The sequence below is a fragment of the Pirellulales bacterium genome (assembly GCA_019636345.1).
Lineage (GTDB): Bacteria > Planctomycetota > Planctomycetia > Pirellulales > Lacipirellulaceae.
Window position 1 is genome coordinate 100,688 of the sequence record JAHBXQ010000010.1, and the last position, 13,075, is coordinate 113,762.

Sequence of the window (13,075 nt, forward strand, 5' to 3'; positions counted from 1 at the left end):
GATCAAGCTCCCAAACCCCCGAGCCGGGCAGCGTAAGCTCCCGGAGCCCTCGAGTCCCCCCGACGACCCTTGGCGAATCGCCCCGATTCCCGAGAATAAAGCTGCGATTTCCGCACGCCCCCTCTCCGCGTCCGTTCTGCACCCCGCGAGCGACACCCATGCTGCGACGCACTTTGCTTGTTCTTGTCCTGACCGCTGCGGCCCTCGCGTCCGCCCCCGGCAGTTTCGCTCGCGAGGGCCTGACTCCCAGCGATGGCGCCAAGCGCGCGAAGACTTGGGAGAAGGAGATCGCCGCGATCGAGAACCGCCACGCCAAGACCCCTGTTCCCGAGCGAGCGATCATCTTCACCGGCTCCAGCAGCGTGCGCCTGTGGGACGTCGCCAAGGGATTCCCCGATCTGCCGGTCGTGAATCACGGCTTCGGCGGCTCGCAGATTTGCGATGCGACCCACTTCGCCGAGCGACTGGTCCTCAAGCACAAGCCGAGCGTGATCGTCTTCTACTCCGGCGACAACGACGCCGCGGGCGGATTGTCGGTCGAACAAATCCATCGCGACTTTCAAGAGTTCGTCGCCACGGTCCGCGCGGAGCTCCCCGCGACGCCGATCATCGTCATCAGCGCCAAGCCGAGCGTCGCCCGCTGGAAGCTGGCCGACAAGATGAGCGCCGCGAACCAGCGGATCGCCGCCGACTGCCGACGGGACGAGACGCTCGAATTCGTCGACGTCTGGCCGGCGATGCTGGGCGACGACGGCCGGCCCCGCCCCGAGATCTTCCGCGAAGACGGGCTCCACCTGAACGATGTAGGCTACGCGGCCTGGGTCGAGGTCCTCTCCCCAGTGCTTGCCAAGGCCTACGCCGATTCCCGCCCCCCGGCGCTCGACAAACGCTTGCAGCCGATCGCCGAGTGAGCGGTCGAGGCCCCCTGCCGTGAATGACCCGATTCCCCCCTGGATCGCCCGCGAAACCGCGCTGCTCGCGCCGTTTGCGATGCATGCCGCGAACTCCGCGGGGCGGGTCCACCCCGAGCCGAGCCACGGTTACCGCAGCCCGTACCAGCGCGACCGCGACCGGATCGTCCACTCGAGCGCCTTTCGCCGCCTGGCCCATACGACGCAGGTCTTCACCGGCGAGATGGGGGACTACCACCGGTCGCGGCTGACCCATACGCTCGAGGTCGCCTCGATTGCCCGCACCGTTGCCCGCACGCTGCGGCTCAACGAGGACTTGGCCGAGGCGCTCGCCCTGGCCCACGACATGGGGCACCCCCCGTTCGGCCACGCGGGCGAGGACGTGCTCAACGAATGCCTCGCCGACCGCGGCGGGTTCAATCACAACCGCCAGGGGTTGCGAGTCGTCGAACTGCTGGAGACGCGCTACCCCGAATTCCCCGGGCTGAATCTCTCGCTGGAGGTGCTCGAGGGTCAGCGCACGCGGGCCGACAAATCGCGGAGCGATCCGACCGCGCCCGCGCCGCTGTTGGAGACGCAGGCCGTCGACGCGGCCGACAGCATCGCCTACGACGCCCACGACGCCGACGACGCGGTCGAACTGGGGCTGTTGGACCTCGCGGCGCTCGAGGAGATCGAGCTGTGGCGCCAGGCAGGGCGGCGCGCCCGGCGGCGTTATGCGGCGCTCGACGACGTCCAATATCGCCGCGCAGCGGTGCACGAACTGATCGATCTGTTGGCCGGCGACCTGCTTTCGACCAGCGCCGGACGAATCGCCGCGGCCGACTTCCGCGACGTCGTCGAGGTGCGCTCGCGGGGCCGCGATGCGATCGGGCTCTCCGCGGAGTTGGCCGAGCAGAAGGGAGCCCTCGAACGGCTGCTGTTCGCTCGCGTCTATCGCCATCCCGCGGTCGTCGCCAGCCGCGGGACCGCCGCCCAGGCCCTGAGGGCGGTGTTCGAATTCTATGCCCGGCATCCGGACCAGCTCCCCGATCGGCTGGCCGTGGTGCTGGCGGCGGAAGGCCCCGAACGGGCCGCGGCGGACTACCTAGCCGGACTGACCGACCGCAGTGCCGTCGAAGAATCGCGGCGAATCCCGTAACGGCGGACTTTGCGCCCCCCTGGGGGCTCCGCTGCGCTGCGACCCCAGGCACGCGTCCCAGGGCGCAAATGGGATCACGACCCCCGGAAGCTCGCGGTGGTGTCGCGGCGTGGCGCTGGTAGAATTGAGATCCACAGGGCAGTCGATCCGTCTTGTTCCTTGGCGCCCCCGTCCGACCCCGTTCGCCTGCCCATGGCTCTCATCATCTTGCGAACCGTGTTCCTGCTGATTGCGGCGGGGTTCGGCGCTCAATTCGCACAATCCGACATCCTTCCCCGCGAGCCGGCGTACGTCCCCTGGCTCGTGTTCGCAGCCATCGTGACGCTAGCCGTCGCGGTGGTCGTCCTCGACGTCCTGGCCCGGCACAAGCGGCTCGACACGATCACGGCCGTCTATTTCGGCCTGATCATCGGGCTGTTTCTCACGTACATTCTCAAGACGGCGTTCGGCACGGCGCTCGACCCCAAGAGCCCCTACACCCCCTGGACGCTGCTGATCCTAGGGATGGTCCTTTGCTACACCTGCATCAGCATCCTGCTGCAGACCAAGGACGATTTCCGGTTCATCATCCCCTACGTCGAGTTCGCCAAGGAAGTCAAAGGGCTCAAGCCCTACGTCCTCGACACGAGCGTGGTGATCGACGGCCGGATCGCCGACGTGGTCGAGACCCGGATCGTCGACAACCAGCTTGTGATGCCCCAGTTCGTCATCGCCGAGCTGCAAGCGATCGCCGACAGCGGCGACAAGCTCAAGCGGGGCCGGGGTCGCCGGGGGCTCGACATCCTCAACCGCCTCCGCAGCGATCCCAAGGTCGATCTGGTCGTTTACGACCGCGATCTCCCGGAATTCGCCGGCCAACCGGTCGACCAGCGGCTAGTGCTGTTGGCCAAAAACCTGGGGGGGAAGGTCGTCACGAACGACTACAACCTGAACAAGGTCGCCAAGCTCCACAACGTGGGTGTCATCAACCTGAACGATCTGGCCAACTCGCTCAAGCCGATCTTCCTGCCGGGCGAGTCGGTCGAGGTGCGGATCATCAAGCCGGGCGAGGAGCCGGGCCAAGGGGTCGGATACCTTGAGGACGGCACGATGGTCGTCATCGAAGGGGGCCGCGACCACGTCGGCGAGAAGGTCCTGGCCCTTGTGACCAGCGTCCTGCAAACCAGCGCGGGCCGGATGGTGTTCGGCAAATTCGAGCACGCCGTCGGCGGCGAATGAGATTCGTCGTCCCGCTCCGCTGTCCGAAATCCTGGGCGGTCGCAGAAACAAGCTGGCTATCGATCTTGAGATCTTGGCGGACCACCCTCGCCATTCTCACGGGCCGCTTGGCACGCTGCTTGCACAATTACTCTTGCCGCCCAGGCAACGGTCGCATTCGCTTGGAACACGAATGAACGGGCCGGATCAGAGATGAGGCTATCTGTCGGGGCCGGTAAGGCGAAGAGGCGCCTTGATGTAAGGATCCGCAATCAGTTGATATTCAGTCACTTACGTCGACTCTTCCCCTCCCGTCGGGTCGACGACAAGCGGCTGAGCGGGTCCAGGCAAACGGGCGAGTCCGGGCTGTTGAAGAGGCTCCCCGGGCTCGCCTGTTCTGCTTTGTGTGTATCGAAATCGAACATGTGTTTGATTTTGATACACCTCTCGGGGTCGATCCCTGGCCCTTTGACGCCCACGGCTGCCGAACTGGTTTGAAGAGCGCGCCGGAACCGAGATGGTCTCCCCGGTTCGGGGCGGCATGCGGACCGGTGAGAGGCGCGTCCGCGTTGGAGGAGCTCCGTGGGCATGGCGCCCGGCGGTCGTCCGCTGCCGAGAAATCAGCTACGAGAAACGACGCATCACGGCGAAACGATTCGGCGTGTCGTCGGTAGAATACGTTAGGGGGCGACTGCCGCCAGCCTGTCCCGCGTCTTTTCCTCACGCCCTTGCCCAGGCGCCTGCTATGCCGCACTGCGCGACGCTCTGCCGCCTGACGCCCGCACTGGCGAGCGTCGTCGCCGTCCTGGCGCTGGGGCTTCTGCCGCTCACGGCCCGCGCCGCCGAGAGCGTCCCCTCGGGCGACGCCCTGCTCGAATCGGCTGCCGTCGCCAAGATCGATGAACTGGTCGCCCGCAACTGGGGCGAGCACGGCGTGCGTCCCGCCGCCGCGGCCACCGACGGCGAATGGTGTCGCCGCGTGTTTCTCGATCTCGTCGGGCGCGTCCCCACGGTCGAGGAACTTGACGCCTTCCTCGCCGTCAAATCGCCGCGCAAACGCGCCGAGCTTGTCAATCGCCTGCTGGGGAGCGAGTACGAAGCCGAATACGCCCGCAATTGGGGGACGATCTGGACCAATCTCCTCATCGGCCGTACGGGAGGAACGCAGCGGCGATCGTTGACCAGCCGCGCGGGGATGACGCGCTACCTCCACGACGCGATGCTCGCCAACAAACCCTACGACCGGCTGGTGCACGAACTGCTGACCGCCGTCGGCGACGCCCGGCCCGACATGCCCAATTTCAACGGGGCCGTGAACTTTCTTATCGAGAAGCTCGACGAGGGGGGCGTCCAGGCGACCGCCAAGACGGCCCAAATCTTCCTCGGGATGGGGGTCCAGTGCACGCAGTGCCACGACCATCCCTCGAACGAGTATCGTCAGAACCAGTTTTGGGAACTCAACGCCTTCTTCCGGCAGACGCGCGTTCGCTTCACCCGCGACGAGGACGACCCCCGCAGTCGCGAGGCGACGCTGTACGACGTCGACTTCGCCGGCGAGGGGAAAGGAGACGGCGGCGACTACCGCAGCGACATCGTGCTCGAGTTGCGCGACGGCAAGCTCGTCGATCGCGACGCGGCCGCGATTCGCGAGGCGCCGATCTTTTTCGAGCAGCGCAACGGCTTGGTTCGAGCCGCGTTTCCGGCGTTCATCGACGGCACGGCCCTGGCCGAGGTGCTGGCCGATCGCGGAACCGAGTACGGCAACAGCGGCCGACTGGCCGACGTCCGCCGGCGCGACGAGTTGGCGAAACTGGTCCTCGGGGCGCCCGAACTGTCGCGGGCCGCGGTCAATCGGATGTGGGCCCACTTCTTCGGCTACGCCTTCACCAAGCCGATCGACGACATGGGCCCCCATAACCCGCCGTCGAATCCCGAACTGCTCGACTTTCTGGCCGAAAACTTCGCGGCCGGCGGCTACGACCTCAAGGAACTAATCCGGGCGATCGTCCTCAGTCGGCCGTACGCCCTGTCGAGCAAGACCAGCGCCGGCAATGCGGCCGACGACCCGCAGCAAGGCCGGCCGCCGCTGTTCGCGCGGTTCTACCTGCGGCAGATGACCGCCGAGCAGTTGTACGACTCGCTGTTGGCCGCGACTCAGGCCGACGCCGCCGCTCCCGACGATAGGCGCGACGCGCTGAAGGCCCGCTGGCTCGCCCAGTTCAACACCGCGTTCGGCAACGACGAAGGGACCGAGGGGACGACCTTCAACGGTTCGATTCCCCAGGCGCTCACTCTGATGAACGGCGAGTTGGTGCGCCGGGCCTGCCGGACCGACGGGGGGAGCTTTCTGGCGAGCGTCGCCAACAACGCGTCGCTCTCCAACCGCGAGAAGATCAACTACCTGTACCGCGCGGCGCTCGCCCGCACGCCGACGGGCGAGGAGACCAAGGCGTGCAACAGCCTGCTGGCGGCCCGCGGCGGCGACGTCCCCGCCACCCTCGCCGACGTCTGGTGGGCCGTGCTGAACAGCAACGAGTTCATTTTGGTGCATTAGAGAGAGTGATGAGAGTTCGGAGGCGAGCGCAGACCTCTCGCCTTTTGGCTCCCCCCACCCTTGTCGAACCTTCGCCCCGAACCCCTTCTTGCCCGATGATCCCTCCTGTCGGCATGACGCGTCGTCACTTTATGTCCCATCTGGCCGGGGCGAGCGCGCTGGCCGGATCGGCGCTGGCCCTGGGTCGGTCGCTGCGGGCCAACGCGGCGCAGCTCAAACGGAGTCGCAAGTCGTGCATTCTGCTGTGGATGGGCGGCGGACCGCCCACCATCGACATCTGGGACATGAAGCCCGGCGCCACGACCGGCGGCGAGTTCAAGCCGATCGCCACCACCGGCGAGGTCCAGATCAACGAGCTCATGCCGAAGCTCGCCAAGCAAATGCACCAGCTTACGGTGGTGCGCTCGATGAGCACTCGCGAGGCGGACCACACCCGCGGCACGTACTACCTTCACACCGGGTTCGTCCCCAACCCCAACGTCGTCCACCCCAGCTACGGCAGCGTCGTGGCCAAGGAGGTCCCCGTCCCGGGGCTTGAGATCCCCCCCTTCGTCTCGATCGGCGGCGCCAGCGAGGGGCCCGGCTTCCTCGGCATGGCCTACGCCCCGTTCCAGGTCGACTCGAACGGCCGCGTCCGCGATCTCGAACGGACGCCCGACGCCGCGCGGATGAACGACCGGATGCAACTGTTGGGGCTGTTGGAGCGTCGCTTCATCCGCGAAAACCGCGGCAGCGCCGCCGAGGAGCACGCCAAGGTCCTGGAAAGCGCCCGACAACTGATGACGACCGAGCAGATGTCGGCGTTCCGCGTCGATCAGGAATCCCCGACCACGCGCGAGAAGTACGGCGCCACCGGCTTCGGCCGCGGGTGCCTCATGGCCCGGCGACTCGTCGAGGCGGGCGTGCCGTTCGTCGAGGTGACGATGGGGGGCTGGGATCTCCATCAAAACTGCTTCGACACGCTCCAGACGAAACTTCCCGAACTCGATCAGGCGATGAGCGCCTTGGTCGAGGACCTCGTCGACCGCGGGTTGTACGACGACACGATCGTCCTATGGATGGGCGAATTCGGCCGCACTCCGCGGATCAACGCCAACGCGGGCCGCGACCACTGGGCCCGCAGTTGGAGCGTGGTCGCCGGCGGCGGCCGGCTCGCCCGCGGCGGCGTCATCGGCGCCACCAATGACGACGGCACGCGCGTCGAGACCGCCCCCTACAGCAGCGAAGACCTCATGGCGACCGTCTGCCAAGCGATGGGCATCTCGCTCGCCACGACCTATACCGCCTCGAACGGCCGACCGATGAAGATCGCCGGCGGGGGGAAGACGATCGAGGGGTTGATTGCGTAGGGGCCTTGCTCTGAAGGCGGCGCCCAAAACAGGTTGCCGATTGACCGAGGCGCAGGCCGGAAACTCGCCAACGCCGCAATGCAAACGCGCACCCATCGCCGCAACGTGCTCTACGGTCTGATCGCCGCGGCGGGGATCGTCCAGTTCGTCGTCGCCGTCTCGATCGCGATCAGCCACTATCCCGAGCGGTATTCGCTTGCGAGCAACTTCCTCAGCGACCTGGGACGCGGCGTGACGCACGCCGGCGCCGACAATCGCACGGCGGCGACCGTCTTCAACGGCGCGATTCTCTGTCTGGGCGCATCGCTCGTGCCGTTTTTCGTCGTGATGCCGGCCTCGCTGGCGTTCGGACGGGGCGCCATGTCGGTCCTCGGCATCCTGACCGCCTTGGGATTGGCGGCGCTTGGGCTTACGCCGTACGACCGATACGAGCAGGCCCACTACGCGGCCTTGGCCCTGTGGCTCGGGCCGTTGGTCCTGATGGTCCCCCTGTACCTGGCGAGTCAGGCGGCGACGGGCGCGGTGACGCGCGCGTCGCTTGGCGCCGGAGCCGGGCTTGTCTTGGCGACCGTGCTGTACGCCGCCGTCGGCGGCACGAGCGGAGCGATGCTTGTGCAAAAGCTCGTTGTCGCCGCGGCCGCCTGCTGGTTTGCGTGTCTGGTCGCGGGCGTGTCGATCGAAACCTACCGTTCGGTCGCCACGCGACAACAGATCGCCGACCGGCAAGCGCGCCGTTACCTCGAGCGCATGGGCGACCGATTGCCGCTGCGAGCTCGAGCGCGGGATTGAGCGGACCGTCGTTCGGTTGATCGCGAGTGCGTCGTCGCCACCCCAAGAAATGCGAGTTGACGACGCACTGAGCATGTCAATGCGCTAGGTGCGAACAGGCATCGCAGCGCATAAGAGGACGCGCTGCTTTCGAGGGCGAGCCGCTGCGCAGCTCACTGCGCCGACAGCGTTTCCAGTCGGCCTTCGCGGAACGCCTCGGCCATCGCCAGGGGGACCTCGGCCTGCGCCAGCAGAACCACCGCGCGGTTCTCGGCGGTCTTCGCCTTCATCTGCTGCTCGCGAGCGATCGCGTCGGCCCGGCGTTGTTCGGCCAGGGCCCGGGCCTTGCGCGTGTCGGCCTCGGCCTGATCGGCCTGCAATCTCGCGCCGATGTTTTCGCCGATGTCGATGTCCGCGATGTCGATCGATACGATCTCGAACGCCGTATGGGCGTCGAGTCCCCGGGCGAGCACCGCCTTGCTGATCTTGTCGGGGTTCTCCATCACCTCAAGGTGATCCCCCGACGAGCCGATCGCGGTGATGATCCCCTCGCCGACGCGCGCGATGACCGTCTCTTCGGTCGCCCCGCCGATGAGCTGGCCCAGATTCGTCCGCACGGTGACGCGGGCGCGAATCTTGAGCTCGACCCCGTTCTTGGCGACCGCGCTGAGGGTCGTCTTGGGGGACTTGTCGGGGTCGGGGCAGTCGATCACTTTCGGGTAAACGCTCGTCCGCACCGCGTCGAGCACGTCGCGCCCGGCGAGGTCGATCGCCGCGGCACGGTCGAAATCCAAGTCGATGTCGGCCCGGTGAGCCGCGATGATCGCGTCGATCACCCGCGGCACGTCGCCGCCGGCGAGATAGTGGGCTTCGAGCCGCTGGGTCGTGATCCCCGTGTCGGGGTCGGTCCCCACGCCGGCCTGCATCGCCATGATCTTGGCGTCGACGATCGTCGCGGCGTTCACCTGCCGCAGTTTCATCCCGATGAGGCTCAAGGGGCTGACCCGGGCGTTTGACGTGAAGGCCCGAATCCATAGGCCGAACACGTTGAACAACAGCAGCAGAAACACCAAGCCGATGATGCCCAAGAAGACCGCGGCGACGATCCAGGCGATCTGTGCGTTGGTCAAGGCGAGCGGCGGCGCAAAGGCGAGCAGAGTCGACACGGCGAAATCCTCACAAGCAGGTACGTCGCGGCCCCGGCGCCGCCGACGTGATCATACGCGATTTCGCCCCCGAAAACCAAGGCGCGTCCAGCGAAGCGGCGAAGCAGGGCGGCGCCGCCTCCCGCCAGCCGCACCGCACAGGTTCGGCGTCTCCCGCGAAACCGTCGACCTGTCGCTCAGGTCACCCCCGGATCTCTTCCTTTTTGATGTCGTACTTCTCCAGCAGCCGGTACAGGCTGCGGCGGCTGACTCCCAGGCTGCGGGCCGCGCGCAGCTTGTTGCCGTTCTCGCGGGTGAGCGTCTGCACGACGTGCGCACGAGTGATCGCGGCCAGATCGGCCTCGGGGTCCATCAAGGCGCTTTGCGGGTTCGCCTCGGCGGCCAGCACCTCGGCCGGCAGGTTGTCGCGTCGCAGCACTTCGTCGTCGGCCAGAATCTTCATCCGCTCGATCGCGTTGATGAGCTGCCGGACGTTGCCCGGCCAGCTGTAGCGGCGGATCGCCTCGATCGCCGAGGGCTCGAATCGCCACCCCGGGCCGCGCAGGTGATCGGCGATCAACAACACGTCCTCGCCCCGTTGGCGCAAGGGGGGCAAGTCGATCGTCATGATGTTGATTCGATAGTACAGGTCGCTGCGGAACCGATGCTCCTCGACCTCCTCGGCCAAGTCGCGATTCGTCGCCGCGACGACGCGCACGTCGACGCGCCGCTCCTTGAGCGACCCGACTCGCCGCAGCGAGCCGTCCTCAAGCACCCGCAACAGCTTCGGCTGCAGCGCGGGGGCCAATTCGCCGATCTCGTCGATGAACAGCGTCCCGCCGTCGGCCACCTCGAACAACCCGGGCTTGGCGACCGCGGCGCCGGTGAACGCCCCCTTCTCGTGGCCGAACAGTTCGCTTTCCAGGAGCGGCTCGGGGAGCGCCGCGCAGTTGATCACCACCAGCGGCTTGTCGGCCCGGGGGCTCACCTGATGCAGGGCCCGGGCGACCAGTTCCTTGCCCGTGCCGCTTTCGCCTTGGATGAGGATCGGCTTGTCGCTCGGGCCGGCGCGGTCGATGAGCCGGAACACGGCCTTCATCGCCGTCGACTCGCCGATCATCGGCTTCTCGCCGTCGGTGCGATTGATCAGCGCCCGCAATTGTTCGTTCTCGCGCCGCAGCTTGCGGGTCTCGAGCGCCTTCTTCAGCACGGCGTCGAGCTGCTTCATCCGCACCGGCTTGGTGAGGAAGTCGCTGGCCCCCAGCTTCATCGCTTCGACGGCCGATTCGATCGTCCCTTCGCCCGTGAGCATGATCGCTTCGGTGTCGGGGCTCTCGGCTTTGATGCGGCCCAGCAGATCGATCCCCGACATCCCGGGCATGGCCATGTCCAGCACGGCGAGCTGAAACTCGCGTTCCCGGGCCAGGGGGAGGGCGGCCTCGCCGGTCCCCGCTTCGGCGACAGCGTAGCCGAGTTCCCCGAAGTAACGCGCCATGCCGCGACGAAGATCGTCGTCGTCGTCGACCAACAGGAGATCCACAGGGACTGAAGAGTGCGAAGCGGGCATGGCAAGTCTCAATCTAACGCGCCGCACACCGACCGAGGAGCGCAGGGCGCGCTGCAGAACTCGTCGGCGTTTGCGGTGGGAGGAGCGGAGTCGGGACTCCAACTCATGCCCCAAAAATACGGCTGGGGGCCGGCTCAAGCGGCGAACTTGATCCCGAGGGGACCGCCAGTCCCCAGCCGTCCCATCGGGTGTGCAAGTCGTGCGCCGGAGCGAACGCTCGCTCTGGTTTCGATGGAAACCGGGGATTCCTGCCCCCGAGTTCCGCTGAGCTGACCGCGACCGGCGTCGACCGGCAGGCCGCGGGCCCCGACTGTGCGGCCTCGCACACCAACGTCGACACGACGGCTCAGCGCCCCGCTTCCCCCGGCGGAACCTGGGCGCTGGCCACGCCGAAAATCGCCGCCTTCCCTCGCAAAATCTCCCGTTGGCACGCGGCTTGCCTTTCCTCCCTCCGTGTTTCCAGGCGCCGCTTGACGAACTGCTTTTCGTCCTTACACAGGAGCCCCCAGCATGGCGCAAGACGTCACGAATCACAAGCTCGCCGACGCCGTGCAGGTCGACCATCACGAGCTCAACGGTCTGCTGGCCGACATCCGCAAACAGTTCGCGGACCAGCGGCGTTCGAAACGAGCCCTCGAGAAACTCGTCACTCAGCTCGCCGAGTTGTGCGAAGGCCACTTTCAGCGCGAGGAGGAGGGGGGATACATGCGCGAAGCCGTGCATCAGGCCCCGCAACTCGCCTCGCGCGCCAAGACCCTGGGGGACGAGCACGAACCGCTCCAGGAAGCGATCGAGAAACTGCGGATCCTCGTCCACTCGGGGGTCGAATCCGCCGCGTGGTGGGTCCGCGTGCAGAGCGACTTCAGCAGCTTCGCCAAGACGATCTCCCGCCACGAGTCGGAAGAGAACGCGCTGCTGCAGGAAGCCTTCACCCAAGACGTCGGAACGAAGGATTAGAGGATTCAACGAGCGATAACAGATTCCAGCGCCAAGCTCCGGCTCCCGTCGGTATTGTTCTTGGCTGATCCCGATCGTGCGCGGCGGTTCCCGCGCCTTGCGCGGTTCTCACAAGGCCCGCCCCCTCGGCTCATGTTGGAGAGGAACGCTTGCCATGGAACACCTCACCGCCGCCGATATTCTTCAGCGCGACCTCGTCACCATCGGTCCGCGGGATTCGCTCCGCGACGCGCTCGATTTGATGACGGAAAACCATGTCTCCGGACTGCCGGTGGTCGACGAGCGCGACGTGTGCGTCGGGCTGATCTCGGCCACCGACATCCTCAACCACGAGGAAGAACACGCCGGCGACGCGACCGCCGACGGCGCCGACATGGTCGAGTTCTTCAATGCCGAGACCGGCAAGTGGGAGTCGCTGCGGGCCAGTTCGTTTTCGCTCGAGAAGTTCGGCGACACCCTGGTCCAGGAACTCATGACCCGCGAGTTGATCTGCGTGCCTCTGGAAGCGACGATTCCCGAGATCGCCCGCACGCTGGCCGACGCCGACGTCCACCGGGCCCTGGTGTTGACCCGATCGGGGGGGCTGCGGGGGATTATCTCGGCGATGGATCTGGTCCGCGTCATCGCCGGCCGGCACGCGAAATCGCCCGCGCCGAAGTGACGCCCCTCCCGGGCGTGTGGTATCCTGGCGGCTTCGCCGACCAGTGTGCCGCCGTCCCCGGGAGCCTCGGGCGTGTCTCGATGTCCGACCAATCGCCAAGCGCATCTGTTCGCCGGCTCGCTGCTGGCCGTCGCCGTCTCGTCGATCTGGTCGTCGCTCGCTCCGGCCGCTGAGCCCCGGCGCGAGGTTCCGCGCCCGCGGCTGTACGTCGCGGCCCGCGCGTGGGGCTCAAAGCCCGACCCCATCCCCGCCGAGCGGCGCCACAAGCCGAAGTACGTGACGCTCCACCACGCTGGCGTGCTGTGGACCGCGGATCGCGACCCGGTCGAGTTCCTGCGCAACATGCAAAGCTGGGGGAAGCGCCGCCCCGAGATCGAACAACCCCCGCGCAACACCTACTGGCCCGACCTGCCGTATCACTTTCTCATCGCCCCCGACGGCCGGGTGTTCGAGGGCCGCCCCCTCGAGTACGAGCCCGAGTCGAACACCAAGTACGACCTGGCGGGACACGTCGGCGTCGAACTGATGGGGAACTTCGAGGAGCAGCGACCCAGCCTTGCCCAGGTCGACGCCGCGGTGCGCACCGTCGCCTGGCTGATTGATTCGCAGGGGCTGAAGCTGGCCGACGTCAGCACGCACGCCAAAGCGGCTCCGGGGCAAACGAGTTGCCCGGGGCGCGATTTTGCCCGGTACTTCGACGACGGCCAGTTTCCCAAGTGGGTCGAGTTCGTGCTGACGGGCAAGGACCCGGAAATCGAGCTGGGGCCCCCGCTCCCCGACGGGCCGACGGTCCTGATCACCGACACGAAACCGCGAAAGTGAACG

11 protein-coding genes are annotated in these 13,075 nt (G+C 67.0%); 9 read left to right on the top strand and 2 right to left on the bottom strand.

From position 1 onward, the window contains the following. Positions 1 to 158 precede the first annotated feature (158 nt). The 6 genes from KF688_18380 to KF688_18405 all read left to right on the top strand — a co-directional run bounded on the left by KF688_18380 (position 159) and on the right by KF688_18405 (position 7,941). Positions 159 to 911, top strand: coding sequence for a hypothetical protein (locus KF688_18380; protein ID MBX3427653.1), 753 nt, complete (start codon positions 159 to 161; stop codon positions 909 to 911). Between the two features lie 19 nt (positions 912 to 930). Then, a complete protein-coding gene (gene dgt, locus KF688_18385; GenBank protein MBX3427654.1) occupies positions 931 to 2,052 on the top strand; it encodes a dNTP triphosphohydrolase in 1,122 nt (373 codons plus the stop codon). A 192-nt stretch (positions 2,053 to 2,244) separates the two neighbouring features. Continuing rightward, positions 2,245 to 3,270, top strand: a complete 1,026-nt coding sequence (locus KF688_18390; protein ID MBX3427655.1) for a TRAM domain-containing protein — start codon at positions 2,245 to 2,247, stop codon at positions 3,268 to 3,270. A gap of 724 nt (positions 3,271 to 3,994) precedes the next feature. Continuing rightward, positions 3,995 to 5,803, top strand: coding sequence for a DUF1549 domain-containing protein (locus tag KF688_18395; protein MBX3427656.1), 1,809 nt, complete (start codon positions 3,995 to 3,997; stop codon positions 5,801 to 5,803). Positions 5,804 to 5,916: 113 nt separating this feature from the next. Next, positions 5,917 to 7,152: a DUF1501 domain-containing protein gene (locus KF688_18400; protein ID MBX3427657.1), complete on the top strand. Its 1,236-nt coding sequence runs from the start codon at positions 5,917 to 5,919 to the stop codon at positions 7,150 to 7,152. Positions 7,153 to 7,230: 78 nt separating this feature from the next. Then, positions 7,231 to 7,941 carry a hypothetical protein gene (locus tag KF688_18405; GenBank protein ID MBX3427658.1) on the top strand — a complete coding sequence of 237 codons (711 nt, stop codon included), beginning with the start codon at positions 7,231 to 7,233 and terminating at the stop codon, positions 7,939 to 7,941. A gap of 152 nt (positions 7,942 to 8,093) precedes the next feature. Here KF688_18405 and floA read toward each other — a convergent pair whose 3' ends face one another. Beyond that, the gene (gene floA, locus KF688_18410; protein MBX3427659.1) at positions 8,094 to 9,086 is read right to left on the bottom strand and encodes a flotillin-like protein FloA; all 993 of its coding nucleotides are present in this window, start codon (positions 9,084 to 9,086) and stop codon (positions 8,094 to 8,096) included. Between the two features lie 181 nt (positions 9,087 to 9,267). Beyond that, positions 9,268 to 10,632 (bottom strand): sigma-54-dependent Fis family transcriptional regulator, encoded by a 1,365-nt coding sequence (locus KF688_18415; GenBank protein MBX3427660.1) that lies wholly within the window; start codon positions 10,630 to 10,632, stop codon positions 9,268 to 9,270. 510 nt (positions 10,633 to 11,142) lie between these two features. Here KF688_18415 and KF688_18420 point away from each other — a divergent pair. From KF688_18420 to KF688_18430, 3 genes are all read left to right on the top strand, one after another. Continuing rightward, entirely contained in the window at positions 11,143 to 11,589 is a 447-nt protein-coding gene (locus KF688_18420; protein ID MBX3427661.1) for a hemerythrin domain-containing protein, read from the top strand. Positions 11,590 to 11,743: 154 nt separating this feature from the next. Then, positions 11,744 to 12,250 (top strand): CBS domain-containing protein, encoded by a 507-nt coding sequence (locus tag KF688_18425; GenBank protein ID MBX3427662.1) that lies wholly within the window; start codon positions 11,744 to 11,746, stop codon positions 12,248 to 12,250. Positions 12,251 to 12,322: 72 nt separating this feature from the next. Continuing rightward, on the top strand, positions 12,323 to 13,072 hold the full coding sequence (locus tag KF688_18430) for an N-acetylmuramoyl-L-alanine amidase (protein MBX3427663.1): 750 nt from the start codon (positions 12,323 to 12,325) through the stop codon (positions 13,070 to 13,072). The last annotated feature ends 3 nt before the right edge of the window (positions 13,073 to 13,075 follow it).

What these genes read in the sequence shown, in the direction of transcription:
- KF688_18380 (MBX3427653.1), top strand. Translation starts at nt 159, where the DNA reads ATGCTGCGACGCACTTTGCTTGTTCTTGTCCTGACCGCTGCGGCCCTC.
- KF688_18390 (MBX3427655.1), top strand. Translation starts at nt 2,245, where the DNA reads ATGGCTCTCATCATCTTGCGAACCGTGTTCCTGCTGATTGCGGCGGGG.
- KF688_18395 (MBX3427656.1), top strand. Translation starts at nt 3,995, where the DNA reads ATGCCGCACTGCGCGACGCTCTGCCGCCTGACGCCCGCACTGGCGAGC.
- KF688_18400 (MBX3427657.1), top strand. Translation starts at nt 5,917, where the DNA reads ATGACGCGTCGTCACTTTATGTCCCATCTGGCCGGGGCGAGCGCGCTG.
- KF688_18405 (MBX3427658.1), top strand. Translation starts at nt 7,231, where the DNA reads ATGCAAACGCGCACCCATCGCCGCAACGTGCTCTACGGTCTGATCGCC.
- KF688_18415 (MBX3427660.1), bottom strand. Translation starts at nt 10,632, where the DNA reads ATGCCCGCTTCGCACTCTTCAGTCCCTGTGGATCTCCTGTTGGTCGAC.
- KF688_18420 (MBX3427661.1), top strand. Translation starts at nt 11,143, where the DNA reads ATGGCGCAAGACGTCACGAATCACAAGCTCGCCGACGCCGTGCAGGTC.
- KF688_18425 (MBX3427662.1), top strand. Translation starts at nt 11,744, where the DNA reads ATGGAACACCTCACCGCCGCCGATATTCTTCAGCGCGACCTCGTCACC.